Genomic DNA, 23,637 nt, shown 5'->3' on the forward strand with positions numbered 1-23,637 from the left:
CTTACTTCTCAGGGACGTTCGCGTCGAGCTCGTTGAGCCACGCGACGGAGGTCGCGTCCGACGGCATGCGCCAGTCGCCCCGTGGGGACAGCGACCCGCCGGCGACGACCTTGGGACCGTTGGGCAGCGCGGAGCGCTTGAACTGGTTGGCGAAGTAGCGCTTGACGAACACCTCGAGCCAGTGCCGGATCGTCGCGAGGTCGTATGCCGTCCGCTCGGCATCGGGGTAGCCCGCGGGCCACTCCCCCGCCTCGCTGTCGCGCCACGCGTTCCATGCGAGGTAGGCGATCTTGGACGGGCGGTAGCCGCGGCGAAGCACGTGGAAGAGGGTGAAGTCCTGCAAGGGGTACGGGCCGATCACCGCCTGGGTGCTCTGCGGCTTGTCGCCCTCCTTGGCCGGGACGAGCTCGGGGCTGATCTCGGTGTCGAGGATGGAGGTCAGCGTCCCGGCGACCTCCTCGTCGAACTGCCGTGACGAGACGACCCAGCGGATGAGGTGCTGCATGAGGGTCTTCGGGACGCCGCTGTTGATGCCGTAGTGGCTCATCTGGTCGCCGACGCCGTAGGTGCACCAGCCGAGGGCGAGCTCGGAGAGGTCTCCGGTGCCGAGCACGATGCCGCCGCGCTGGTTGGCGATGCGGAAGAGGTAGTCGTAGCGCAGGCCGGCCTGGACGTTCTCGAAGGTGACGTCGTAGACCTCCTCGCCCCGGCCGAAGGGGTGACCCATGGCCTGGAGCATCTGGGTCGCCGCGGGACGGATGTCGAGCTCCTCCCACGTGACGTCGAGGCTCTCCATCAGGGCGATGGCGTTGGTCTTCGTGTGGTCGCTCGTGGCGAAGCCGGGCATCGTGAACGCGAGGATGTCGCTGCGCGGCCGGTCGAGCCGGTCCATGGCCTTGGCCGCGACGATGAGCGCGTGGGTGCTGTCGAGGCCACCGCTGACGCCGATGACGACCTTGGGCTGGCCGATGGCACGCAGCCGCTGCTCGAGGCCGGAGACCTGGATGTTGTAGGCCTCGTAGCAGTCGAGCGCGAGGCGGTCCGCGTCGTCGGGGACGAAGGGGAAGCGGTCGACCTTGCGGAGCAGTCCGAGGTCGCCCGTCGGCGGGTCCAGCTCGAGCTCGACGGTGCGGAAGCCGTCGGTCCGGGCGGCGAGCGTGCGGCGGTTGTCGTCGAACGTGCCCTGCCGCTGCCGCTCCTGGCGGAGCAGGTCGAGGTCGATGTCCGCGACCGAGGCGCGCGCCCCCTCGGGGAAGCGCTCGCTCTGTGCGAGGAGGGCCCCGTTCTCGTAGACCATCGTCATGCCGTCCCACGAGAGGTCGGTCGAGCTCTCGCCCTCGCCGGCTGCGGCATACAGGTAGGCCGCGAGGCAGCGGGCGGAGGCGCTGCGGGCGAGCAGGTGGCGGTCCTCGGCACGCGAGACCGTGATCGGCGAGCCGGAGATGTTGGTCAGCACCGTGGCGCCGGCGAGCGCGGCCTCGTGGCTCGGCGGGACGGGCACCCACATGTCCTCGCACACCTCGACGTGCAGCACGAAGCCGGGCACGTCGGTTGCGCGGAAGAGCAGGTCGGGACCGAACGGGACCCGGTCGCCCGCGACGTCGATGCTCTGGCCGCGCTGGTCGTCGCCCGGCGCGAAGTGCCGCCGCTCGTAGAACTCGCGGTAGGTCGGCAGGTAGGACTTCGGGGCCACGCCGATGATGCGACCGCGATGGATCACGACGCCGCAGTTGTAGACGCGCGAGCCCTTCTCGAGCGGCGCGCCGACGACGACCACGGGGCGCAGGTCGGCGGTGGCCTCGGCGATGCGAGCCAGGGCGTCGTCGACGGCGTCGAGCAGCGTGTCCTGGAGGAACAGGTCGTCGATGGCGTAGCCCGACAGGCACAGCTCGGGGAAGATCGCGAGCCCCACGCCGTCGTCGTCGAGGTCGCGCAGCTGGGCGATGACGGCGTCGGCGTTGCGCTCGGGGTCGACGGCGACGATCGGCAGCGTGCACGCCGCGACCCGCGCGAACCCCTGGGCCCACGAGCTGTAGAAGTCCATGGGCACAGTCAATCGCACGCCTCGTGTGACAGGGGACTCGTCACACGGCCCGGTGCGTCGGACGCGGTTGTTACTACCATGGGTAGTAGCCAGGCAGTCGCCATTCGGCATACCAAGGAGGTCGCCATGACTGACCACGACCCGGTCCACGTCCTTCACCCGGAGGAGTCCTGGGGCTTCCTGCGGTCGCACGAGTTCGGCCGGCTCGCCTTCCATCTGGTCGGCGAGGTGCACATCACCCCGATCAACTACGCCGTCGACGGCGACCGCCTCGTCTTCAAGACCGCCGAGGGCAGCAAGCTCTTCGGCGTCACGGCCAACACCGACGTCGCCTTCGAGGTCGACGAGATCGTCGGTGAGCGCGCGACGAGCGTCATCTGTCGCGGGCGCGCACGCACCCTCGAGGGCCAGGCCGCCTACGTCGTCGAGCGCCTGCCGGTCCGGCCGTGGGTCGACACCCCGAAGTCGGTCGTCGTCGCCATCGAGGTCGACGAGATCTCGGGGCGCCGCTTCGACCTGACGCGGCCCTGGCTGCGGGACCTGCCCACCGGCTGAGCCGGCTGGCGGGCTGACCGTCAGGACCACGTCGCCTACCCTTGGCCCGTGCCGTCCACCGCTCCGAGCCCGCACGCGCAGACCGCACGCGCGCTCGTGCTCGCGGCCACGGCCTCGGGCGGCGCCACGATCGCCCACGCGATCGGTGGTGGCCACCTCATCTCCGGGAGCGGCGTCGTCGTCGCGACGGCCCTGCTCACCGGCGCGACCCTGCCGTTCGTACGAGCCCGCCTGTCGGCCCTCCCGGCCACGGCGCTGCTCGTCGCCCTCCAGGTCGTCGCCCACGTCGTGCACGGGCTCGCGGCGCTGGCCGGTGACCCGACCGCCCACGGAGGGGCCACGGGTCCCACCCACGAAGCACACGGCATACGTCCTCTCGGGCGCATCGGGACCGGCACCGCGGGTTCGGGCGGCCTGACCGACCCGGCGATGTCTGGCGCGCTGACCGACCTGCTGCCGAGTCCGGCGATGCTCCTGGCGCACGCGGTCGCGGCGCTCGCCCTCGGCGTGGTCCTCACCCGTGGGGAGCGGTCGTGGTGGGTGGCGTGCCTCCTGCTCGCGTTCCTCGGCGCGGCGACGACCGAGGTCGTCCGCGCCCTGACCCACGGCGCCGTCACCCTCTGGCACGCCCTCGGCCTCGCCACCAGCGGCCTCCGCGGCCCACGCCCGCATCCGTCGGACGCGCCCGCGCCCTCCGACGTGTGGCGCGCCCGCACCCCGGTGCGGCGCGGCCCACCATCTCTCCTCCTCACCTGACACCACCCCCTGCAGCCCCGGCGAGAGACCGGGCGCTGCCCCCTACCGTCATGCCCGAGGAGCTCCACGCATGTCCGTCGTCGACGATCCCGCACGCCCGAAACCCCACCCAGGCAACGCCCGCCGACCCACCAGCGGCCTCTTCCGAGCCTTCTGGCGATGGCACTTCTACGCCTCCGCCGTCGTCGTGCCGGTGCTGCTCGTCCTGGCCGTCACCGGCCTCGTCTACCTCTTCCGCTTCCAGATCGAGCCGCTCCTGCATCCCGACCTCATGCGCGTCGAGCACGCGCAGGGCCAGCTGACGCAGCCGTGGCAGACCCAGCTCGAAGCCGTCCAGGAGGCTGACCCGGGCGCGACCGTCGTGTCGTTCACCGAGCCGGCCGGCGTGGACGACAGCTCGCGCTTCACCGTCGAGACCGCGCAGGGGCTGACCCGCGACGTCTTCGTCGACCCCTACACGGTGCGCGTGCTCGGCTCCCTCGATCCCGACTCGACGATCAGTGGCACGGCCGTCCGGCTGCACGCCGACCTCATGGCCGGCCGGCTCGGCGACACCCTCCTCGAGCTCGGCGCGTGCTGGGCGATCGTCATGGCGGTCACCGGCTACGTCCTCTTCTTCAGGGGCCGCCGGGCACGGCGCCGCCAGCGGCTCGCCGGCGCCCCGAACGCGCGCCTGCGCAGCCTCCACGCCCGCACGGGGGTGTTCGTCGGGGTCGGCCTGCTGCTCCTCGTCGTCTCCGGCCTCCCGTGGACGGGCGTCTGGGGCGAGCAGGTGCAGAGGCTCGCCACGGACCGTGGCACGTCGATGTGGGCCGAGGACCCCGGGGCCCTGTCGGACCCGACGTCGACGTTGGACGAGTCGCTGCCGCACAGCCACCACGCCGTGCCCTGGGGACAGGGCAAGAGCCCTGTGCCCCAGTCGAACCCGCAGGACGACGACGAGGTCAGTGCGGCCGACCTCGACACGGCCGTGGAGGTCGGGTCGCGGTCCGGCCTCGCGCACCCGATGACGGTGGCCCTGCCCTCCGACGAGCGCGGCGTCTACTCCGTCATCGGCTACGCGTTCGACGACCCCACCGCCGAGCGCACCGTCCACGTCGACCGGTTCGGCGGGCAGGCCGTCAGTACCTACGGCTACGACGACTACCCGGCGCTCGCCAAGGTCGTGAGCCAGGGCATCGCGCTGCACGAGGGGCGTCGCTTCGGCACGGTGAACTTCTGGGTCACGGCGCTCTTCTGCGTCGCGGTCGTCGTGTCGTGCGTGACCGGCCCGCTCATGTGGTGGCGGCGACGCCCGCGCGGGGCCGGCTCCGTCGGAGCTCCCCGAGGACGTATGCCGTTCGCTGCGTCGCCGCTGCTTGCCGTGCTCGTCGTGGGGCTGGCCGTGCTCCTGCCGGTCTTCGGCGCATCACTCGTGCTCGTGCTGCTGCTCGACCGGTTCGTCGTCCGGCGCGTGCCAGGCCTCGCGCGGCGGCTCGACGCGGCCAGGTAGCGGGCGCTGCTCGGTCCGTCTGTCGGCGAACGGGGCTCTTCGTCAGTGGTGTGTCACCGACGAAGAGCCCCGGCGCTGACAAGGAGCGGAACGACCGGTCAGCCGACGGCGTCCCGGGCCGCGACGAACGCGTCGACGCATGCACGCACGTCGGCCTCGGAGTGCGCGGCCGAGAGCTGCACGCGGATGCGGGCCTTGCCGCGCGGCACGACGGGGAAGCTGAAGGCGATGACGTAGACGCCGTTGCCGAGCATGTGGTCGGCGATCTGGGCGGCCTGCCGGGCGCCGTCCTCGCCGGGGAACATCACCGGGCGGATGGGGTGGGTGCCCGGAAGCAGCTCGAAGCCGGCCTCGGTCATGAGCGAGTGGAAGAGCGCCGTGTTGGCCTTGAGCGTCTCGCGCTTCTCGGCCGAGCTCTCGACGAGCTGGAGGGCGGCCATCGAGCCGGCCACGACCGACGGGGCGACGGAGTTGCTGAAGAGGTAGGGCCGCGAGCGCTGGCGCAGCAGATCGACGATCTCCTGGTGCGAGCTGACGTAGCCACCGGAGGCGCCGCCGAGCGCCTTGCCGAGCGTGCCGGTGAGGATGTCGACGCGGTCCATGACGCCGAAGAGCTCGGGCGTGCCACGGCCGCCGTCGCCGACGAAGCCGACCGCGTGCGAGTCGTCGACGAAGACGAGGGCACCGAACTCGTCGGCCAGGTCGCAGATCTCGTCGAGCGGGGCATACGACCCGTCCATCGAGAAGACGCCGTCGGTGACGACGACCTTGCGCTTGGCGCCCGCAGCGACGGCGGCCTCGAGCTGCGCCCGCAGGTCGGTCATGTCGGCGTTCCTGTAGCGGTAGCGCATCGCCTTGGACAGCCGCACGCCGTCGATGATCGAGGCGTGGTTGAGCTCGTCGCTGATGATCGCGTCCTCGGCCCCGAAGAGCACCTCGAAGACACCGCCGTTGGCGTCGAAGCACGAGGAGTAGAGGATCGTCGCCTCGGTGCCGAGGAACTCGCTGAGCTGGTGCTCGAGCGAGGTGTGCAGCGTCTGGGTGCCGCAGATGAAGCGGACCGACGCCATGCCGAAGCCCCACTCGTCGAGCGCCTTCTTCGACGCCTCGACCACGGTCGGGTCGTTGGCCAGGCCGAGGTAGTTGTTGGCGCAGAAGTTGAGCGCCTCGGCCTTGAGGGTCGTCACGTGCGCCGACTGCGGCGAGGTCAGCTCCCGCTCGTTCTTGTAGAGGCCGGCGTCCTTGATCTCCTGCAGGGTCGCGGCGATCTCGTCCTTGACTGAGCCGTACATCGGTGTCCTTCGCGGGTCGGCGGGGAGGTGCGCCACCCAGCGTATGCCGTGTGGCGCGGTCCTCAGCGGCCTGCCATCGCGAGCAGGTCGTCGAGGATGTCACCCATCCGCATGAGCAGCGACACGTGCCCCTCGCCCTCGACGAGGTGCGGTCGGGTGCCTGCGACGTGGGCTGCGAGCCACTGCGCGTGGGCGAAGGGGACCATGAGGTCCTCGGTGCCCTGCCAGACCGCCGTCGGCACCCGGACCGCAGCGAGGTCGAAGCCCCACGGGCGGGTGTGGGTCAGGTCGTCGTCGCGCCAGCCGACGATGCCCTGGGCGCCGGCGTGGCGCGAGGCCGCGGCGAGGTACTCGCCCAGCTCACCCGTCATGGCGGCCCGGTCGACCGGCGGGAGCAGCCCGCTCAGCTCGTCGACGATCTCGTCGGCGCTCGCACGCAGGACCGGTAGGCCGTGCTCCTCGAGGAAGGCCATCAGGGCCTCGGGGCCGGCGGCCACCGCGGCGTACTCCGCGACGTTCTCGGGTCCCATGCCCGCCGTGAGGTCGAGCCCCTCGGCGTCCGGCGGGGCGATGCCGACGCCGGACGTCGCGGCCAGACAGCGGCCCGGGAGCATGGCCGCGCACGCGAGCGCCCGCGGGCCACCCCCCGACCAGCCGAGGGTGACGAAGGTGTCGTGGCCCAGGGCGTCGAGCACGACCGCCGTGTCGGCCGCGTCGTCCGCGACGGTCGCCGTCGTGGCCGCGTCGGTCCGCGGGGTCGAGCGTCCGTAGCCCGGTCGCGAGCAGGTGATCGTCCGCAGGCCACGCTCGACGGCCGGCCGCTCGAGGATGCCGAAGGGCACCGCGGCCTGCGGGGTGCCGTGGTGGAAGACGAGCGCCAGCCCGTCCTCCGGGCCGGTCACGAGGACCTCGAGGTCGCGGCCGTCGGGGGTGCGGACGAGGTGCGTCTCGTGCGTCTCGGGGGTCTCGTGCGTCTTGTGCGTCTCCGGGGTCGACATGCCCTCATGCAACCACGCCGGGCCTAGGCTCGGGCAGGTGGACGAGGACGTGCGGGCGCGGTTCGCGGCGGCACGGGTGGCGCGGCTCGCGACGGTGCGCCCCGGCGGGCGGCCCCACCTCGTGCCGGTCGTCTTCGTCGTCAGCGGCGACGTCGTGTGGAGCGCCGTCGACGACAAGCCCAAGTCGACGCGGGCGCTGCAGCGGCTCGCCAACATCGAGGCCAACCCCTCCGTCGCCCTGCTCGTCGACCACTACGACGACGACTGGACGCAGCTGTGGTGGGTGAGGGCGGAAGGCCGGGCCGAGGTCGTCGAGCTGGGGGCCGCCGGGACGGCGGAGGCCCTGGACTCGCTCGCGCTGAAGTACCCGCAGTACGCAGCGCACCGGCCCGCCGGTCCCTTCGTGCGGGTCAACGTCACCCGGTGGTCGGGATGGAGCCACGGCCACTCCTCCTGAACCGGATGTATCAGCGGGCAGGGAGGAGAACACTGGTTCGCAGGGGCCGTCGCGCCTGCCGCACGGCCGTGGGTCGAAGGAGCTGACCATGTCCAAGCGCGCGCTGCTCATCGGCGTCAACGAGTACGCGATCCCGGGGGCCAACCTCCGCGGCTGCGTCAACGACGTGAACGACGTCGCCGCTGCCCTGACCGAGCTCTACGGCTTCGCCGAGTCCGACATCACCACGCTGCTCGACGGCGCGGCGACCAAGGCCGCGATGACCGGGGCGATCAGCGACCTCGTCGACTCGGCCAAACCGGGTGACGTGCTCTACCTGCACTACTCGGGGCACGGGTCCAACGTGCCCGACACCAACGGTGACGAGACGACCGACGGCCGCGACGAGATCCTCTGCCCCCACGACCTCGACTGGAACGACCCGCTCACCGACGACTGGCTCCGGACGACGTTCGACCGCCTCGACCCCGGGGCCTCGCTCACGGTCGTCATGGACTGCTGCCACTCGGGCAGCAACACCCGCGCGCCGGTCCGCCCGGACGCACCACCGCCCGAGATCCTGCCGCGCTTCCTGCCGAACCCCGACGACGAGGAGCGCGGCGGCGAGCACACGGGCACCCCTCGCCGCAGCCGGAGGCGGCGCCGCGAGGAGGACGTCCACGTCGTCGACATGCCCGAGACCCTCGTGAGCGGCTGCCGCGACGACCAGACCTCGGCGGACGCGTACATCGACGGCACGTACAACGGCGCCCTCACCTACTACCTCGTGCGCGCCATGCGGGAGGACCCGCAGGCGACCTACCGGCGCCTGCACGCCCGCACCCTCGCGGGCCTCACCGGCAGCTACGACCAGGTGCCGCAGCTCGAGGGCCGCGCCCCGCGCCTCGACCAGACCTTCCTGTCCGCGGGGGACTGAGCCGTGTCGACCCTCGTGGGCGGCACGTCCCCGACGCAGCCCGAGCCGTATGCCGTCACGCCACCCGAGGGGGCACCCGTCCTCCCCGAGCAGTTCCTTCCCGAGCCCACCGGGCAGGAGGACCTGCCGGAGCCGACCGGGGCGACGGGCCCCGATGAGCACGCCGCGCTGCCCGGGGAACGCGGGACGGAGCCAGTGCCCCCGGCGCCCCCGGCTGCAGCGGCTCCACCGCCGGCCGCGCCACCTGCCGCTTCCCCGGTCGTCACACCTCCCGCGCCTGCGCCCGCAGCGCCGGTGGCGACCCCCGCGCGGACCGCGCCGGCGGCCGAGGAGGTCGACCCCGACGCCGACCCGTCGCGACCCCTGACCCGCGTGCGGATCTCGCACGGCGACCTGCGTTTTGCCCGCCACCACGTCCTCGTCGGCCACTACCCGGGCAGCACCCTCGTCGGTGGCGAGGGTGCCCTCGACGAGCTGCTCGACGGCCGGCTGTCCCGGGCCGCGCTGCTCGGGATCTACCCGGGACCCATCGAGACCTGCCAGGTCTTCACCGACCCCGAGCAGTGGACCCGGCCGCCCGGCGCCGTCGTCGCGGGCCTCGGCCCGATCGGAGGCCTCAGCGCGGCGACGCTCGCACGCGCCGTCGCGCACGCGTCGCTGACCGCGGCCCTCGGCCACCTCACCGGCGGGGCGTCCGCCACCAGCACCGAGGTGCTCCAGCTGCGCCTCTCCAGCCTGCTCATCGGCACCGGGCAGGGCGGCCTGCCCGTGCGCGACAGCGTGCAGGCCCTGCTGACCGGCGTGCAGCGCGCCAACGACCGGCTGGCCGACACGGAGCTCGGCGTGCACATCGCCGAGCTCGAGGTCATCGAGCTGTGGCAGGACCGCGCGCTCCAGGCGGTCGAGGCGCTCGGGTCGTCCCTGACGAGCGGAGAGCTCGCCGACTCCTTCACGGCCGACCTGCGCCTCGAGGAGCGCCCCGGACGCCAGCGCCGGCTGCTCTTCTCCGAGCCCTCCGGCTGGTGGCAGCAGGTGCGCGTGCGCAGCGAGGCCGACGGGAGCCTCACCTTCGAGGCCTCCACCCGGCGGGCCGGGACCCCGACGCGCACCGTCCCGACGCAGCGGGCCCTCGTCGACCGGCTCGTCGAGTCGCTCGTCGACTCGCCGTCGCCCGACCCGTCGGCGGCCCGGACCCTCTTCGAGCTGCTCTTCCCCAACGACCTCAAGGCGCAGGCCCCCGACACCGACAACCTCGTGCTCCTCGTCGACCGCGGCTCCGCGCACTACCCGTGGGAGCTGCTCGACGACCAGGGCACGCAGGAGGACCGCGAGCCGCTCGGCGTGCGCCGTGGCCTCGTGCGGCAGCTCGAGGGATCGTCGATGCGCAGCCACGTGCTCTCGGCGACGAGCAGCCGGGCCCTCGTCGTCGGCGACACCGCGAGCGGCCTCAGTGCCCTGCCTGCTGCGCAACGCGAGGCCCGCGACGTCGCAGAAGCCTTGCGGGCCAGCGGGTTCGACGCCGAGCCGCTCATCGCCGAGAGCGGCACCAAGGTCGTCCAGGCGCTCTTCGCGTCGTCCTACCGCGTCGTCCACCTCGCGGGCCACGGCGTCTACGAGTGGCCGCTCGGTGACGGCACGGACGCCACGGTGACGGGCATGGTCCTGGGCAACGGGATGTACCTCACCGCGGGCGAGGTGGGCCAGATGAGGCAGGTCCCCGAGCTCGTCGTCGTCAACTGCTGCCACCTCGGGTCGATGGGGCCCGTCGCCCCGGTCGGCGCCGTCGGCACCGGCGCCCCGGGCGGTCCGGCCGGCCCGGGAGGCGTCCCGGGCCCGGGTGGCACGAGCGGCCCGGCGCCGCGCACGGGCAACTACCACCGGCTCGCAGCGAGCTTCGCGACCGAGCTCATCGACATCGGGGTCCGGGCCGTCGTGGCCTGCGGCTGGGCCGTCGACGACGGTGCGGCGTCGACCTTCGCGACGACGCTCTACGACCGGATGCTCTCGGGACTGACCTTCGGGGAGGCCCTCGGCGCGGCCCGCTGGCAGACATGGAACGACTACCCGGCGGTCAACACGTGGGGCGCCTACCAGTGCTACGGCGACCCGGACTACCGGCTGGCGCCCGACGCCGTCGTGCACCGGGCCACCACCGTCCGGCGGGCGCCCGCGAGCGCCGAGCAGGCGCGGGTCGAGATCGAGAACCTCAGCCAGTCGGTCGACGTCAGCCGCAACACCCGCTACGGCCTCGACCGCCTGCGCGAGCTCTACGAGGCGCTGACGCCCGAGGACCGCGAGGACGATGCGCTGCAGGTGCTCATCGCCCGGACCTACAACAAGTTCGGCGACTTCGCCCACGCCACGCAGTACTTCCAGCAGACCCTCGAGAGCGGCGGGACCGCCCTGACGGTCCGCGACTTCGAGGTCTGGATCGACCAGGTGGTGCGGGCTGCGGCCACGAGCGAGGACGCCGTCGACGACGCGGTCGCCACCATCGAGTCGGCCATCGAGCGCCTGCGCGCGCTGCTCGACAACCCGGCGTCCCTCGTGCTCGGCGCCCATGCACCGGAGCGGACGGCCTTCCTGCCGGGCGACACCCACCCGTCGCCCGGCGGGGTCGGCATCGACCGGCTGTGGCGGGTGGCCAGCGCCTACAAGCGCCTCGCGCTCGTCACCTGCCCCGAGCGCCCGGGCGGCCCGCACACCGGCGACTGGACGCAGACCCACCAGGCCCTCGTCGCGATGTCGGAGTGGTACGCCGCGGCGCGCACCGCCTCGGGGGCCACCGACCGGCGCCGGCACGGCGCGCTCGCCAACTGGCTGGCCGCCGAGCTGGCCCTGCGCTGGCGCGCGGTCGAGGGCCGGACGGCGCTCGACCGGTCCGAGGCCCGCGACCTCATCGACGACGCCCTCAAGGCGGCGCGCGAGGAGGCCTACCTCGCCCCGACCTTCTGGACCGTCGCGGTCTACGCCGACCTGCTCGTGCTCGCAGCCCTGTGGAGCCCGCGTGCCACGGCGGACGAGGCGCAGCAGGCCCTCGACCTCTACCGCCGCGCGAGCGAGCTGGGCAGCGAGGAGCAGCTGCGCCAGGTCCGCGACCAGGTCGACTTCCTGCTCGTCATGGCCGGGACCGAGGCGCACCGCCGCGTCGCCTTCCTGCGCACGCTCCACGACGGGCTCGTCGCCCTCGACACCCCGACCGACGGCACGACGGAGTCTGCGGACGGGGAGGGCGCGGAGGTCCCCGGGGGCACGGTCACCGCCTGACGGCATACCTCACGTACGTCGTGCCGCCGGCGAAGCGGCGCTCGTCGAGCAGCTCGAGGTCGAGGCGTATGCCGTCCGGCAGGGCCCGCGTGCCCCCGCCGACGACGACGGGCACCGTCAGCAGCTGCAGCTCGTCGACGATGCCGGCGCGCAGGGCCTCGGCCGCCAGCGTCGGGCCGCCGATGCTGACGTCGCGGTCGGCCGCGGCGACGAACCGGGCGACGGCCGCCGGGTCGAGGTCACGCTCGAGCGTCGTCCGCTCGCTCGAGACCGCGTCGAGCGTGCGGGAGTAGACGACCTTGTCGGCGGCCTCCCAGATCCGGGCGTAGTCGTGCCCGATGTCGTCGGGGTCGCCGGTGTCGTCGGTCGGGGCGGTCTCCCAGTAGACCATCGTCTCGTAGAGGCTTCGGCCGCAGAGGTAGGTGCCGACGTCGCGCTCGAGGTCGTTGACGAAGGCGTGCACCTCGGCATCGGGTGCGGCCCAGGCGAAGCCGCCCGACGCGTCGTTGACGTAGCCGTCGAGGGAGGCGATCGTCGTCATGCGCAGCCGGGCCATGTGTCGACTCTGTCACTCCCGCACGCTCAGGGCACCCGTTCGAGTGGGGCCGGGGCGTCGCTGCCCTCTAGAGTTGTCGGCGCTCGCGTCCCGACCACCTCCGGGCGCGACCCCTCCATCCCCCACCCTCAGGGAACGCTCTCGTGCTTCGACGTCTGCTCCTCGCCTGCGCCACGGCGACCGTCGCCCTCCCCCTCGCCGCCTGCGGCGCCAGCTCCCCGGCCTCGTCCCCCGAGGCTGGTGCGCACCCCACCTGGGCCGTCGTGGCCGAGCTCGTCTGCCCGTCGAGCGGTGACTTCGAGGGCTCGCTGGCCGACCACAAGATCACCTGTGCGGGCGCCGACGGCAAGCCGCTCGAGGCCGCCTTCTACGACGAGGCCGTCCAGCTCGACCGCCGGGTCAGCACGTTCGAGTGCAAGACCGGCACCAAGTCGGTGGCCGGCAAGGACTGGATGGTCCCGGCCGTCACCGACGAGAAGGTCGTCGCCAAGCTGCTCGACGCCGGCGGCATCAACCTCTGCTGACCCGACCTCCCCCGCGTTCGATGTATCCGCGGGGCCCTGGAGCCGCGCGGATACATCGAACCGCGGGTCAGCTGTCGAGGAAGGCGTGCGTGAGGTCGGCGAGCTCGCGCGCCGACTCGGTGTTGACCAGCGGTCCGGCACCGTCGATGACCTGGACGCGCGCGTCGGGCAGCTGCTGTGAGAGCTCCTGTGCCGCAGCGACGCCCGCCTTGTCCTTGGACCCGGCGACGACGAGCGTGGACGCCGTGACCGAGCGCAGCGACTCGGTGCCGTCGAAGTCCTTGAGGGCGTCGAGCACCGCGAGCATGCGGGGGCGAGAGACTCCGGCATCGACGAGCTTGCTCTCCGGCACGAGCCGCATCGCGAGCCGCTGCATGCGCAGCGCGCCCTTGGACGGTCGCACGAGCGCGCCGGCCAGCACGAGGCGCCCGACGAGCTCGGGCCGCTCGACCGCGAGGCGCAGCGCGACGCTCGCCCCGACCGACACCCCGACGAAGTCGGCCTGCCGCACCCCTTGCAGCTCGAGCTCGTCCGCGACGCCGGAGGCCGCGGCCCCGAGGTCGAAACCGACGGGGTCCTTGGGCTTGAGGCCCTTCATCCACGGGGCGGTCATCGGGCGGCCGGCGCCGTAGGCCGAGACGAAGTCCTGCCACGCGATCGGCGACTGGCCGAGGCCGTGGAGGAGGACGAGCGGACGGGGACGGTCCTGCGGGTCGGGAGCGGACGGCATACGAAAGCCCCTCAGCTCCAGTCGAGGACGACCTTGCCGCACTGGCCGGACCGCGCGGTCTCGAAGGCCTCCTCCCACTGCTCGGCCGGGAAGCGGTGCGTGATGACCTGCGAGACAGCCGACCGGAAGCGCTCGGACGTCGCGATCATCTGCGACATGGCGTACCAGGTGTCGTACATCTCGCGGCCGTAGATGCCCTTGAGCGTGATCATGTGGGTGATGACCTTGCCCCAGTCGAGCTCGTAGGACTGGTGCGGCAGGCCGAGGAGCGCGATGCGGCCGCCGTGGTTCATGTTGGCGATCATGTCGCTCACGGCCGGCGCGGCACCCGACATCTCGAGGCCGATGTCGAAGCCCTCCTTCATGCCGAGGTGGGCCTGCGCGTCGGCGAGGCTCTCGCGCGTCACGTTGATCGTCAGGTCGGCGCCGGCGTGCTCGGCGAGCCCGAGCCGGTAGTCGCTCGCGTCGGTGACGACGACGTAGCGGGCGCCGGCGTGGCGCGCGATCGCGGCGGCCATGACACCGATCGGCCCGGCCCCGGTGATGACGACGTCCTCGCCGACCATCGGCCACTGCAGCGCCGTGTGGGTCGCATTGCCGAGCGGGTCGAAGACGGCGCCGAGGTCGGGGTCGAGGTCGGCGGGCTGGACCCACGCGTTGCTCGCCGGGATGACGACGTAGTCGGCGAAGGCGCCGTCACGGTTGACGCCGATGCCCTGGGTGCGGATGCAGAGGTGGCGCCGGCCGGCGCGGCAGTTGCGGCAGCGACCGCAGACGATGTGGCCCTCGCCGGACGCGCGGTCACCGATGGCGACACCCGTCACGTCCTCGCCGACCTCGACGACCTCGCCGTAGAACTCGTGGCCGATGACGAGCGGCGGCTTCACGGTGGCCGCCGCCCAGTCGTCCCAGCCCGCGAGGTGCAGGTCCGTGCCGCACAGGCCGGCCCGCATGACGCGGATCTTGACGTCCGCGGGCCCGCACTCGGGCTCGGGGCGGTCGACGAGCGAGAGGCCGGGGCCTGCGGTCAGCTTGGTGAGTGCGCGCACGGGGAGAGTCTGCCACTGCCGATAATGGGCAGATGTCCCCGTCACCCGAGAGCGCGCGCGACAGTTCGCGCGACAGTGCCCGCGTGGCCGGCGCCGTCTCCCGGCTGCGGTCCGCGGGTGAGCGCGTCACCCCGGCGAGGTATGCCGTCCTGCGCGTCGTCGACGCCGCCGACCTCGCCGACGAGCACCTGACGGCCGAGCAGATCGGCGCGCGGGTGGCCGACGTCGAGCCGACCGTGCACCGGGCCACCGTCTACCGCACCCTCACCTCGCTCGTCGAGACGGGAGTGCTCTCGCACGTGCACCTCGGCGGCGCGGCCACGGTCTACCACCTCACCGAGGCGCCGGCGGGCCACGACCACGATGCCGCCCGCCATGCCCGCCTGGTCCACCACGCGCACGTCCAGTGCCATACGTGCGGTCGCGTGCTCGACGTGCCGCCGCACACGTTCGACGCGGTCGCGGCGCAGCTGCGGGAGCAGCTCGGCTTCGTCCTCGACACCGGGCACGCGGCCCTGCTCGGCACGTGCCGCGAGTGCGCCGACGGAGGCATCGCTCACACCTGAGCGCCGGGCCGCTCGGCACGGAGTTGACTGGAGGGGAGGCGCGCTCGCGCCCAGCAGCGCGCCACGCGGTCGACGGGATCGGGAGGCGAGGAGCATGGCCGCCATCGAGGTGCGCGGGCTGCGCAAGGTCTACGGGGAGGTCGCCGCGGTCGACGGCATCGACCTGACGGTGCAGGAGGGCGAGGTCGTCGCCCTGCTCGGGCCCAACGGCGCGGGCAAGACCACGACGGTCGAGGTCCTCGAGGGCTACCGGACCCGCGACGGCGGCACCGTGTCGGTGCTCGGGCACGACCCGGGCTCGGGCGGCCGGGCCTTCCGCGAGCACATCGGGGTCGTGCTGCAGGAGGCGGGCTTCGAGGACAGCTTCACTCCCCGGGAGCTGCTGCGGCTGCACGCGGGCTACTACCCGCACCCGCGCCCGGTCGCCGACGTCATCACCCTCACCGGCCTCGAAGAGAAGGCCGACGCGCGCGTGCGCACCCTCTCGGGTGGCCAGCGGCGCCGACTCGACCTCGCGCTCGGCATCGTCGGCGACCCGGACGTGCTCTTCCTCGACGAGCCGACGACGGGCTTCGACCCGTCGGCCCGTCGGCGGGCGTGGGAGCTCGTCGAGGGACTGCGCGACCTCGGCGCGACGATCCTGCTGACGACGCACTACCTCGACGAGGCGGAGCACCTCGCGGACCGCGTCGTCGTCATCGACCACGGCACGGTCCTGGCCGAGGGCACCCCCGACGAGCTGGCCAAGGCCGCTGGCGCGGCGACGGTCATCTCCTTCCGCCTCCCGGCCGGCCTCGAGCCCGAGGACCTGCCCCCGCTCGGCCTCGAACGCCGCGTCGCGGGCAGCGTCGTGGAGGTGCGCACCGAGACCCCGACGGCCGACGTCGCGGCCCTCGCCACATGGGCGCTCGGCCGCGGCGAGGAGCTCGAGGCCCTGACCCTCATGCGCCCGCGGCTCGAGGACGTCTACCTCGACCTCGTCGGCGAGGCCGGCCGGAACGGCTCCGACCCCGACCCCCACCCCGACTCCGGCTCGGCCGACCCGGCCGACCCGCACGGGCCACTCACGCGCACGGCGGCCCGCACGAAGGCCCGGTCATGACCGCCCTCGCCGCGCGGCCGGGCGCAGGCACCGGAACCGGCAGTCCGCACGTCGCGGAGGCCGCCATGCTCGGGCGCCAGACGCGGCACGAGCTCGTCAGCCTCGTCCGCACGCCGGTCACGCTCATCCTCAGCATCGGCCTGCCCCTGCTCTTCTTCGTCCTGCTGTCGGCGCTCATCGGCAACGAGGTGCTCGACCCGGTGCAGGGCGTGCGGCTCGTCCAGTTCCTCGCACCGGGCATGGCCTCGTTCGGGGTCGTCATGGCGACGTTCTCGTTCCTCGCCGTCGGACTCGCCGAGGCCCGCGCCACCGGCGTCGTCAAGCGCCAGGCCGGCACACCGGTCCCGCGCTGGGTCCTCGTCGGCGGCCGGGTGTGCGCGGCGCTCGTCCTCGGGCTCGTCGCCACCGCGCTCGTGCTCGTGACCGGGGTCCTCTTCTACGGCCTCGTGCTGCCCGGGCGCTCGATGGTCGCGGTGCTCGTGACGCTGGTGCTCGCGTCGGCCAGCTTCAGCGCGCTCGGTCTCGCGCTGGCGACGGCCCTGCCGACGATGCAGCTGACGCTCGCGGTGAGCAACGGCGTCGTCATCCCGCTCGCCTTCGTCAGCGACATGTTCATGGTCGGCGCGACGATGCCGCCGGCCCTGTCGACGCTCGGGTGGATCTTCCCGCTCAAGCACTTGACCGCGATCTTCGCCGATGCGCTCAACCCCTACCTCACGGGCTCGGGCTTCCAGGCGGGCCACCTCGCGGTCATCGCGCTCTGGGGGCTGCTCGGGGCCGTCGTGGCCACGGCGCTGCTGCGCCGCGACGAGGAGCGCAGCACCGCACGCGGTCGGCGCGTGGCCGTCGCGACCGGTGCCCACGCGGGCGCGAAAGTGGGTGCGCACGTGGGCGCCCGGGCCCGCCGCCTGGCCGCGGACGCCGTCCCCCGTCGCAGCGGATCGCCCTCTGTCGTCGAGCTGCTCGTCGACCAGCTGCGGCACGCGCAGGCGCTCCTGTGGCGCGGTGCGTCGGCCGTCTTCTTCGCGGTGGCGTTCCCCGTCGTCCTCGTCGCCATCATCCCGTCCGTCAACGGTGGCGGTGACCGGCTGATGGCGAGCGGCCTGGCGCTCAGCACGTTCTACGCCGGAGCGATGGCGGTCTACGGCGCGGCCGTGACGGCCTACGTCAACATGCCGCAGGGCCTGGCCGAGGACCGCGAGCGCGGCGTGCTCAAGCGCACCGGCGGCACTCCCCTGCCGGCGGCGGCGCTCGTCACCGGGCGCGTCGCCGGAGCGGTCGGTGTCGCCCTCGTGACGGGCCTGGCCATCGCCGTGCTGACCGCGCTCGCCTACCGGCCCGCGTGGCCGCCGGGGCTGGCGGCGGCCGTCCTGACCCTCGTCGTCGCCACGGTCTGCTGCGCCGTCGTCGGCCAGGCCGTCATGACGTTCGTCCGCTCGGCCCAGGCGGTCATCGGGGTCACCCTCGGCACGCTCCTGCCGCTCGCCTTCGTCTCCGACATCTTCGTCGTCGGAGCGAAGTTCCCGACCGTGCTCGAGTGGGTCTCGTGGTTCTTCCCGTTGCGGCACGCCTCGGCGGCCATGACCGAGGCGCTCGCGCCGGACGTCACCGGTACGGGCCTGGCGTTCGGCCACCTCGGCGTGCTCGTGGCGTGGACCGCCGTTGCCGCCGTGGTGCTGTCACGCCGGTTCCGCTGGGAGGCGAGGGAGTCCGGTCACACCGCCCGGACATCGAGGAGGTAGCCCTGGGCCGGTCCGACGACCGGCACGGGCAGCCCCACCCCGACCAGGACCGAGCCCGGCACGACGAGGCCCTCGTCGGTGAGCGCCAGGTCCCACCACGGCGGACCCTGGTGCTGCACGACGGCGGGAAGCCCGGCCTCGGCACGGACGCGGACGGCATACGACCGGCTGGGGTCGAGGCCCGGGAGCGGCAGCGAGCCGGTCACCGCGTCGCGGCCCGTCACGAGCCGGGCGATCGTGTATGCCGCGTGGCTGCGGTCCGCGTCGACCGTGCCCGTCACGAGCACCGTGCCGTCAGGGCTCTCGGAGCGCACGAGGTCACCGGTGTGGAGCAGCGGACGCAGCTCGCGCGCGAGCGCCGTCCACCTCGTGAGGGCGTCGAGCTCGTCGTCGGAGCACGTCGTGATGTCCCACTCGAGGCCCGGGTGGCCCTGGAGCGCCATGAGCATGCGGAAGCCGAGGTCGACGGTGCGGTGCGTCGTGTGCGCCGTCGCCGGGCCGATGTGCGTGCCCATGAGCTCGGCCGGCACGAGCAGGCTCGTCCAGCGCTGGATGTTCGCCCGCTCGAGCGCGTCGTTGCAGTCGCTCGTCCAGATGCGGTCGGTGTGGTCGAGCACCTCGAGGTCGACGCGCGCGCCGCCGCTGCTGCACGACTCGATCTCGAGCCGCGGGTGACGGGCCCGGAGGTCGTCGAGGAGGCGGTAGTAGGCGAGCGTCTGCTCGTGGACGGCGACGGCGTCGACCCGCCGACCTCCGGGGGCACCGGGGTCGCGGACCGTGTGCACGGCCTCGAGGAGGTCGCGGTTGTGGTCCCACTTGATGTAGTCGATGCCGAGGTCGGCGACGAGTCCGCTGATCCGCTCGAGCAGCTGGTCGTAGGCGGCGGGGTTGGTGAGGTCGAGCAGCTGCTGCCAGCGCCACTCGCGCGGCGCACCGGCGGCCGGCCCGAGCACCCAATCCGGGTGCTCGCGGACGAGGTCGCTGTCCTCGTTGACCATCTCGGGCTCGAACCACAGCCCGAACTCGAGGCCGAGTCCCTTCACGTGGTCGACGAGGGGGTGCATGCCCTCGGGCCACACGTCGGTCGAGACGACCCAGTCGCCGAGCCCGGCGCGGTCGTGCCGCCGGCCGCCGAACCAGCCGTCGTCGAGGACGAAGCGCTCGACCCCGATACGGGCGGCCTTGTCGGCCAAGGCTTTCAGCTGGCCGAGGTCGGTCTCGAAGTAGACGGCCTCCCACGTGTTGAGCACGACGGGTCGCGGTCGCGTGGGGTGCCCGGCGCGGGCGCGGAGGCTGCGGTGGAGGCGGCGCGAGAGGCCGTCGAGACCGTCGGTGGAGTGGACGAAGACGACCGTCGGGGCGGCATACGACTCCCCCGGCGCGAGACGGACCTCGCCGGGTGCGAGCAGCTCGCCGCCGCCGATGACGGCGTGGTGGCGGCCCGCGCCCTCGGGGAGGGCCTCGACGAGGTGCTCGTGGTTGCCGCTCCACGCGGTGTGCACGGCCCAGACCTCGCCACTGCCCCAGTCGAACCCGCGGGTGCCGGCCATGAGGAGCAGGGTGGCGTCGTGGCCGGTGCGACCACGACGGCTCGCCCGCAGGTGGGTGCCGTGGTCGAGGGCGCTGCGCTGCGGCGAGCGCTCGCGGCACCAGCGGCCGGTGAGGTCGAGGATCTCGTCGGCGCGCAGCGGCAGCGGCAGGAGCGCCCGCAGCGCGGCGACGTCGAGCGGGACGGAGTCCTCGCCCGTGTTGGTGACAGACGCGTCGACGCGGAGCACGCCGTGCTCGTCGAGCGCGTGCCGCAGCTCGAGGCGTATGCCGTCCGGCGAGCTCGCGCGCGTCACGATCGCGCCGCCCTCGGCCGCGCAGGTGACGTCGTGCCAGCGCACGGCGCCGGCGCTGCCGGCCCGGTGGCCCGCCCAGCCGGGCGTGCCCTCCCAGCCGTCGGCCTCGCCCGGCAGCACCGTGAGCGGCCACGGCTCGTCGAGCGAGCTCGGGGGCCGCGGCGCCGTCGTGAGCGCGGCCAGGGCGGCATACGCGCTCGCCCCGCCCTCGAGCACGGGACCCCAGTGGAGCACCTCGGGCAGGCCGGAGCCGCCGGGGCGCGGCTCGAGCACGAGCGCGGTCCCGGCGGACTCCAGGTGGACGATGGACTGGTCGAACAGGTCTGTCACGTCATCCCTTGGTCGCGCCGAGCGTCAGGCCCGCCACGAAGTGTCGTTGGAGCACGAAGAAGATCACCAGGGTGGGGATCGCGATGATCATCGACCCTGCCGCAACGAGGTTGTTGTCGGTGAAGAACTGTCCCCGGAGGTTGTTGAGCGAGCTCGTCACCGGGTACTTGTCGCCCTGCTGGAGCAGCACCGTGGCCCAGAAGAACTCGTTGTAGATCCAGGTCGTCTGCAGCACGGCCAGGGCGGCCAGGGCCGGACGGCAGAGCGGCAGGGTGATCTGGAAGAACTGCCGCGTCACGCTCGCGCCGTCGATGACGGCCGACTCGTAGAGCTCCTTGGGCAGCGCCTTCATGTAGTTGCTGAGCACGAAGGCGCAGAAGCCCGTCTGGAACGCGACGTTGACGAGGATGAGTCCCTGGAAGCTGTTGAGCAGCGTGCCCGACTCGCTGAACCAGAACGGCACCTCGATGGCGCGGAACATCCGGTAGACCGGGATGAGCAGCGCCTGGGGCGGCAGCAGGTTCGCGGCCATGAAGAAGCCGAGGAGCGCGAGGTTGATCTTCCACGAGAAGCGCGCGACGACGAAGGCGACGCATGCCGAGAGGAACAGCGTCAGCACCACGGCCGGGACCGTGATGATGAAGGAGTTCCAGAAGTGCAGGCCGAAGTCGCCCTGGCTCCACGCGTTCTTGTAGTTGTCGAGCGTGAAACCGCCCCACGAGATGTAGCCGTTCTTGGCGGTGAACGCGTAGTCGCGGAAGGAGTTGACGAGCGCGAGCAGCAGCGGGAACAGCCAGATGAGCGAGATGACCGTGAGGATCACCGGCAGGAACCAGCGACGCCCCGACTGCGGACCGCCCTCGCGAGGCTTGAGCAGCGCCTGCGTCCGGTCCTCGACCGGGTCGGCAGTGACGGACATGTCAGTCCTCCTTCATGGCGATGCGCAGGTAGATGAAGACGAGCACGCTCGAGATGGCGAGCATGATCGTCGCGAGCGCCGACCCGAAGCCGATGCGACTCGCCTCCCCGACGACGTTCTGGGTGACGAGGGTCGAGATGAGCTCGAGCCCGTTGCGGCCCTTGTTGATGACCCACACGAGGTCGAAGGCACGCAGCGACTCGATGAAGGTGACGACGAGGACGATGATGTTGATCGGTCGCATGACCGGGAAGACGACCCGGAAGAAGGTCGTCGTCTCGCTCGCGCCGTCGATCTTGGCGGCCTCGCGCAGCGACGGGTCGACGCCCTTGAGGCCGGCCAGGTAGAGCAGCATGATGTAGCCGGAGTGGCGCCACGTCGCCGCGACGAGGGCCGCCCACAGGTTGACGTCCGGGTCGCCGTACCAGTCGGTCGTGCCACCCGTGATCGCGTTGAGCAGGCCCTGGTCACGCGAGTAGATCAGCTGCCAGATGAAGCCGATGAGGGCCAGGGACAGCACCACCGGGAGATAGATGCTCGTCTGGTAGAACCGCGTCCCGGCCACCCCGCGGTCCACGAGGATCGCGAAGAGCATGCCGAGCGGGGTGGCGATGAAGAACATCACCGCCAGCCAGATGAGGTTGTGCTGGATCGCCGGCCAGAACGGCGGATAGATCGTCGCGATGTCCCGGTAGTTCTGCAGCCCGACCGACTTGATGCCGGAGAGCGGCCCGATCCCGTCCCAGTTGGTGAAGGAGAGCAGGACCGAGCCGATCGCCGGAAGCCAGACGAGCCAGAGGACCAAGAGGGTCGGCACGACGACCATGAGCGCGACGACGATCTTGTCGCGTGCGGAGAGCTGGTCGATGCCTCTGTACCTGCGCTTGCTCGCCATGGTCAGTCGCCTCCTGTCAGGAACCGAAGATGCTCTTCTTCTGGGCCTGGATGCTGGTGCACAGGCCGTCGATGTCCTTCGGGTTCTTGATGAAGCTCTGGATCGCCGGGATCATGACCGTCGACGCGAAGTCCGGGCGCGTGTCGCGGTCCATGAACTGCGTGATCGACTTGGCCGACTTGACGAACTCGGCGGACTTCTTCTGCAGGGCGGTGTAGCCGCTCGTGTCGGCCTTGTCGTTCGTCGCGATGACGCTCGGGTCGGCCTTGAGGGCGAGGAGCTGGGCCTCGGGCTGCGAGATGTACTGGAGCAGCTTCTTGGCAGCGCCCTCGTTCTTGGGCCGCGCGCTCATCATGTAGCCGTCGATCGGTGCCTCGACGGCGTCCGTGCCGATGGTCGAGTCGATCTCGGGGAAGCCGAAGAAGTCGAGGTCGTCCTGCTCGGCGCCCTTGGTGAACTGCTGGGCGAGGAACGAGCCGAGGACGTACATGCCGGACTTCTTCTGCTGGAGCGACTGGGCCGCCTCCTGCCACGTGCGGCCGAGCGAGTCCGACTGGTGCAGCGGGAGGATGCCGGCCCAGGTGTCGAAGACCTTCTTGACCTTGGGGTTGGTCCAGTCCTCCTTGCCGGCCATCAGGCTGACGTGGAAGTCGTAGCCGTTGACGCGGAGGTTGATCTGGTCGAACGTGCCCATGGCGGGCCAGCCGTCCTTGTCGCCGAAGGCGATCGGGGCCAGACCGTCCTTCTTCATCTGCGCGCCGAGGGCGTTGAGGTCATCGAGGGTCTTGGGGACCTCGTAGCCCTTCTCCTGGAAGACGCTCTTGCGGTAGAAGACCGCCCACGGGTAGTTCGTCATGGGCACGAAGTACTGCTTGCCGTCGGCGCCGGTCGAGGCCTTCTTGAGCGCGTCGGACATGCCGGTCATGTTGGCCCACACGTCGGAGATGTCGCCGACGAGACCCTTCTCTGCGAAGAACTGCATGCGGTACCCGGCGAACCACGAGAAGACGTCGTCCGGCGAGCCCTGCAGGTAGTTGTTGATGTTCTCCTGGAAGGAGTTGTGGTCGACGGTGTTGATCTTGACCGTCAGGCCGCTGTTGGCCTTCTGGAAGGCGTCCATCACGGACTGGACGGCCGCCTTGGGGACCGCGTCCGACTGGTTGGAGCCGAGGGTGACGGTGCCGGTCACGGCACCGGTCGGGACGCCGGAGCTGCCGGTGCTGCCCGAGCTGCAGGCAGCGAGGCCGCCGGCTCCGAGCAGGGCGCCGACGCCGAGGGCGCCGCGCAGCAGGGTCCGGCGGTCGACGCCGCGGACGGAGGGGGGAACCATGCGGGCCAGGTACTCGGCCTCGCTCGTGGGGCGGGTCATGTGCGGTCTCCTTTGACGCTGTGCCGGGTTCGTTGTCGGGTGAAGGGGACAGAGTCGAACATCCGTCACCAGAAACCTCCAACAACAAACAGAGGATGTCGGCGCACGGTGGCGCTGTCAAGGGATTCGTCCAGACCCGCGGAAGTCCGCGACCGAACCGAGACCTGCCCGTCCGTACCCCTCGCGGATTTACACCGTTGTAAACGGAATTCGTGCACAAACAAGGGCATCGAG

The 23,637-nt window shown here is 72.1% G+C and carries 20 protein-coding genes; 10 read left to right on the top strand and 10 right to left on the bottom strand.

Annotated features, from left to right (window positions below):
- Position 1: 1 nt before the first annotated feature.
- Entirely contained in the window at positions 2 to 2,044 is a 2,043-nt protein-coding gene (locus U5C87_RS01910) for an NAD(+) synthase (protein WP_330474958.1), read from the bottom strand.
- 126 nt (positions 2,045 to 2,170) lie between these two features.
- On the opposite strand from U5C87_RS01910, the gene U5C87_RS01915 reads away from it, so the two are divergent.
- The 3 genes from U5C87_RS01915 to U5C87_RS01925 all read left to right on the top strand — a co-directional run bounded on the left by U5C87_RS01915 (position 2,171) and on the right by U5C87_RS01925 (position 4,847).
- Positions 2,171 to 2,599 carry a pyridoxamine 5'-phosphate oxidase family protein gene (locus U5C87_RS01915; protein WP_330474959.1) on the top strand — a complete coding sequence of 143 codons (429 nt, stop codon included), beginning with the start codon at positions 2,171 to 2,173 and terminating at the stop codon, positions 2,597 to 2,599.
- A gap of 48 nt (positions 2,600 to 2,647) precedes the next feature.
- Entirely contained in the window at positions 2,648 to 3,355 is a 708-nt protein-coding gene (locus tag U5C87_RS01920) for a hypothetical protein (RefSeq protein WP_330474960.1), read from the top strand.
- Positions 3,356 to 3,425: 70 nt separating this feature from the next.
- Positions 3,426 to 4,847 carry a PepSY-associated TM helix domain-containing protein gene (locus U5C87_RS01925; RefSeq protein ID WP_330474961.1) on the top strand — a complete coding sequence of 474 codons (1,422 nt, stop codon included), beginning with the start codon at positions 3,426 to 3,428 and terminating at the stop codon, positions 4,845 to 4,847.
- Positions 4,848 to 4,945: 98 nt separating this feature from the next.
- Here U5C87_RS01925 and U5C87_RS01930 read toward each other — a convergent pair whose 3' ends face one another.
- Positions 4,946 to 6,139 carry a glycine C-acetyltransferase gene (locus tag U5C87_RS01930; protein WP_330474962.1) on the bottom strand — a complete coding sequence of 398 codons (1,194 nt, stop codon included), beginning with the start codon at positions 6,137 to 6,139 and terminating at the stop codon, positions 4,946 to 4,948.
- 62 nt (positions 6,140 to 6,201) lie between these two features.
- Complete coding sequence (locus U5C87_RS01935) at positions 6,202 to 7,137, bottom strand: alpha/beta fold hydrolase (protein ID WP_330474963.1); 936 nt, start codon at positions 7,135 to 7,137, stop codon at positions 6,202 to 6,204.
- 37 nt (positions 7,138 to 7,174) lie between these two features.
- On the opposite strand from U5C87_RS01935, the gene U5C87_RS01940 reads away from it, so the two are divergent.
- The 3 genes from U5C87_RS01940 to U5C87_RS01950 all read left to right on the top strand — a co-directional run bounded on the left by U5C87_RS01940 (position 7,175) and on the right by U5C87_RS01950 (position 11,777).
- Positions 7,175 to 7,594 (top strand): TIGR03668 family PPOX class F420-dependent oxidoreductase, encoded by a 420-nt coding sequence (locus tag U5C87_RS01940; protein WP_330474964.1) that lies wholly within the window; start codon positions 7,175 to 7,177, stop codon positions 7,592 to 7,594.
- An 88-nt stretch (positions 7,595 to 7,682) separates the two neighbouring features.
- Positions 7,683 to 8,510: a caspase family protein gene (locus tag U5C87_RS01945; protein WP_330474965.1), complete on the top strand. Its 828-nt coding sequence runs from the start codon at positions 7,683 to 7,685 to the stop codon at positions 8,508 to 8,510.
- A gap of 3 nt (positions 8,511 to 8,513) precedes the next feature.
- On the top strand, positions 8,514 to 11,777 hold the full coding sequence (locus tag U5C87_RS01950; protein WP_330474966.1) for a CHAT domain-containing protein: 3,264 nt from the start codon (positions 8,514 to 8,516) through the stop codon (positions 11,775 to 11,777).
- On the opposite strand, the gene U5C87_RS01955 is transcribed toward U5C87_RS01950, so the two are convergent.
- Positions 11,767 to 12,333 (bottom strand): dihydrofolate reductase family protein, encoded by a 567-nt coding sequence (locus tag U5C87_RS01955; protein WP_330474967.1) that lies wholly within the window; start codon positions 12,331 to 12,333, stop codon positions 11,767 to 11,769. The genes U5C87_RS01950 and U5C87_RS01955 overlap by 11 nt on opposite strands.
- Positions 12,334 to 12,476: 143 nt before the next feature.
- Here U5C87_RS01955 and U5C87_RS01960 point away from each other — a divergent pair, with 143 nt between their 5' ends.
- Complete coding sequence (locus tag U5C87_RS01960; RefSeq protein WP_330474968.1) at positions 12,477 to 12,857, top strand: hypothetical protein; 381 nt, start codon at positions 12,477 to 12,479, stop codon at positions 12,855 to 12,857.
- Between the two features lie 67 nt (positions 12,858 to 12,924).
- Here the strand turns inward: U5C87_RS01960 and U5C87_RS01965 are convergent, their stop codons facing one another.
- Together U5C87_RS01965 and tdh are read right to left on the bottom strand one after the other, a co-directional pair.
- Positions 12,925 to 13,587, bottom strand: a complete 663-nt coding sequence (locus tag U5C87_RS01965; protein WP_330474969.1) for an alpha/beta fold hydrolase — start codon at positions 13,585 to 13,587, stop codon at positions 12,925 to 12,927.
- An 11-nt stretch (positions 13,588 to 13,598) separates the two neighbouring features.
- Entirely contained in the window at positions 13,599 to 14,636 is a 1,038-nt protein-coding gene (tdh, locus tag U5C87_RS01970; protein WP_030198646.1) for an L-threonine 3-dehydrogenase, read from the bottom strand.
- A 32-nt stretch (positions 14,637 to 14,668) separates the two neighbouring features.
- Here tdh and U5C87_RS01975 point away from each other — a divergent pair, with 32 nt between their 5' ends.
- The 3 genes from U5C87_RS01975 to U5C87_RS01985 all read left to right on the top strand — a co-directional run bounded on the left by U5C87_RS01975 (position 14,669) and on the right by U5C87_RS01985 (position 18,046).
- Positions 14,669 to 15,202: a Fur family transcriptional regulator gene (locus U5C87_RS01975; RefSeq protein ID WP_330474970.1), complete on the top strand. Its 534-nt coding sequence runs from the start codon at positions 14,669 to 14,671 to the stop codon at positions 15,200 to 15,202.
- Between the two features lie 94 nt (positions 15,203 to 15,296).
- Positions 15,297 to 16,304 (top strand): ABC transporter ATP-binding protein, encoded by a 1,008-nt coding sequence (locus U5C87_RS01980; protein WP_330474971.1) that lies wholly within the window; start codon positions 15,297 to 15,299, stop codon positions 16,302 to 16,304.
- Complete coding sequence (locus U5C87_RS01985) at positions 16,301 to 18,046, top strand: ABC transporter permease (RefSeq protein WP_330474972.1); 1,746 nt, start codon at positions 16,301 to 16,303, stop codon at positions 18,044 to 18,046. Before U5C87_RS01980 ends, U5C87_RS01985 begins: the two co-directional genes overlap by 4 nt.
- Here U5C87_RS01985 and U5C87_RS01990 read toward each other — a convergent pair.
- The 4 genes from U5C87_RS01990 to U5C87_RS02005 are packed head-to-tail and all read right to left on the bottom strand — an operon-like array spanning position 18,019 to position 23,403.
- Complete coding sequence (locus U5C87_RS01990; protein WP_330474973.1) at positions 18,019 to 20,220, bottom strand: alpha-galactosidase; 2,202 nt, start codon at positions 20,218 to 20,220, stop codon at positions 18,019 to 18,021. The genes U5C87_RS01985 and U5C87_RS01990 overlap by 28 nt on opposite strands.
- Before the next feature lies 1 nt (position 20,221).
- Entirely contained in the window at positions 20,222 to 21,139 is a 918-nt protein-coding gene (locus tag U5C87_RS01995) for a carbohydrate ABC transporter permease (protein ID WP_330474974.1), read from the bottom strand.
- Between the two features lies 1 nt (position 21,140).
- Positions 21,141 to 22,034: a carbohydrate ABC transporter permease gene (locus tag U5C87_RS02000; protein WP_030198626.1), complete on the bottom strand. Its 894-nt coding sequence runs from the start codon at positions 22,032 to 22,034 to the stop codon at positions 21,141 to 21,143.
- A 16-nt stretch (positions 22,035 to 22,050) separates the two neighbouring features.
- Positions 22,051 to 23,403 carry an ABC transporter substrate-binding protein gene (locus tag U5C87_RS02005; RefSeq protein ID WP_330474975.1) on the bottom strand — a complete coding sequence of 451 codons (1,353 nt, stop codon included), beginning with the start codon at positions 23,401 to 23,403 and terminating at the stop codon, positions 22,051 to 22,053.
- Positions 23,404 to 23,637 lie beyond the last annotated feature (234 nt).

The sequence above is a fragment of the Terrabacter sp. C0L_2 genome, assembly GCF_036352015.1.
Classification (GTDB): Bacteria; Actinomycetota; Actinomycetes; order Actinomycetales; family Dermatophilaceae; genus Terrabacter; species Terrabacter tumescens.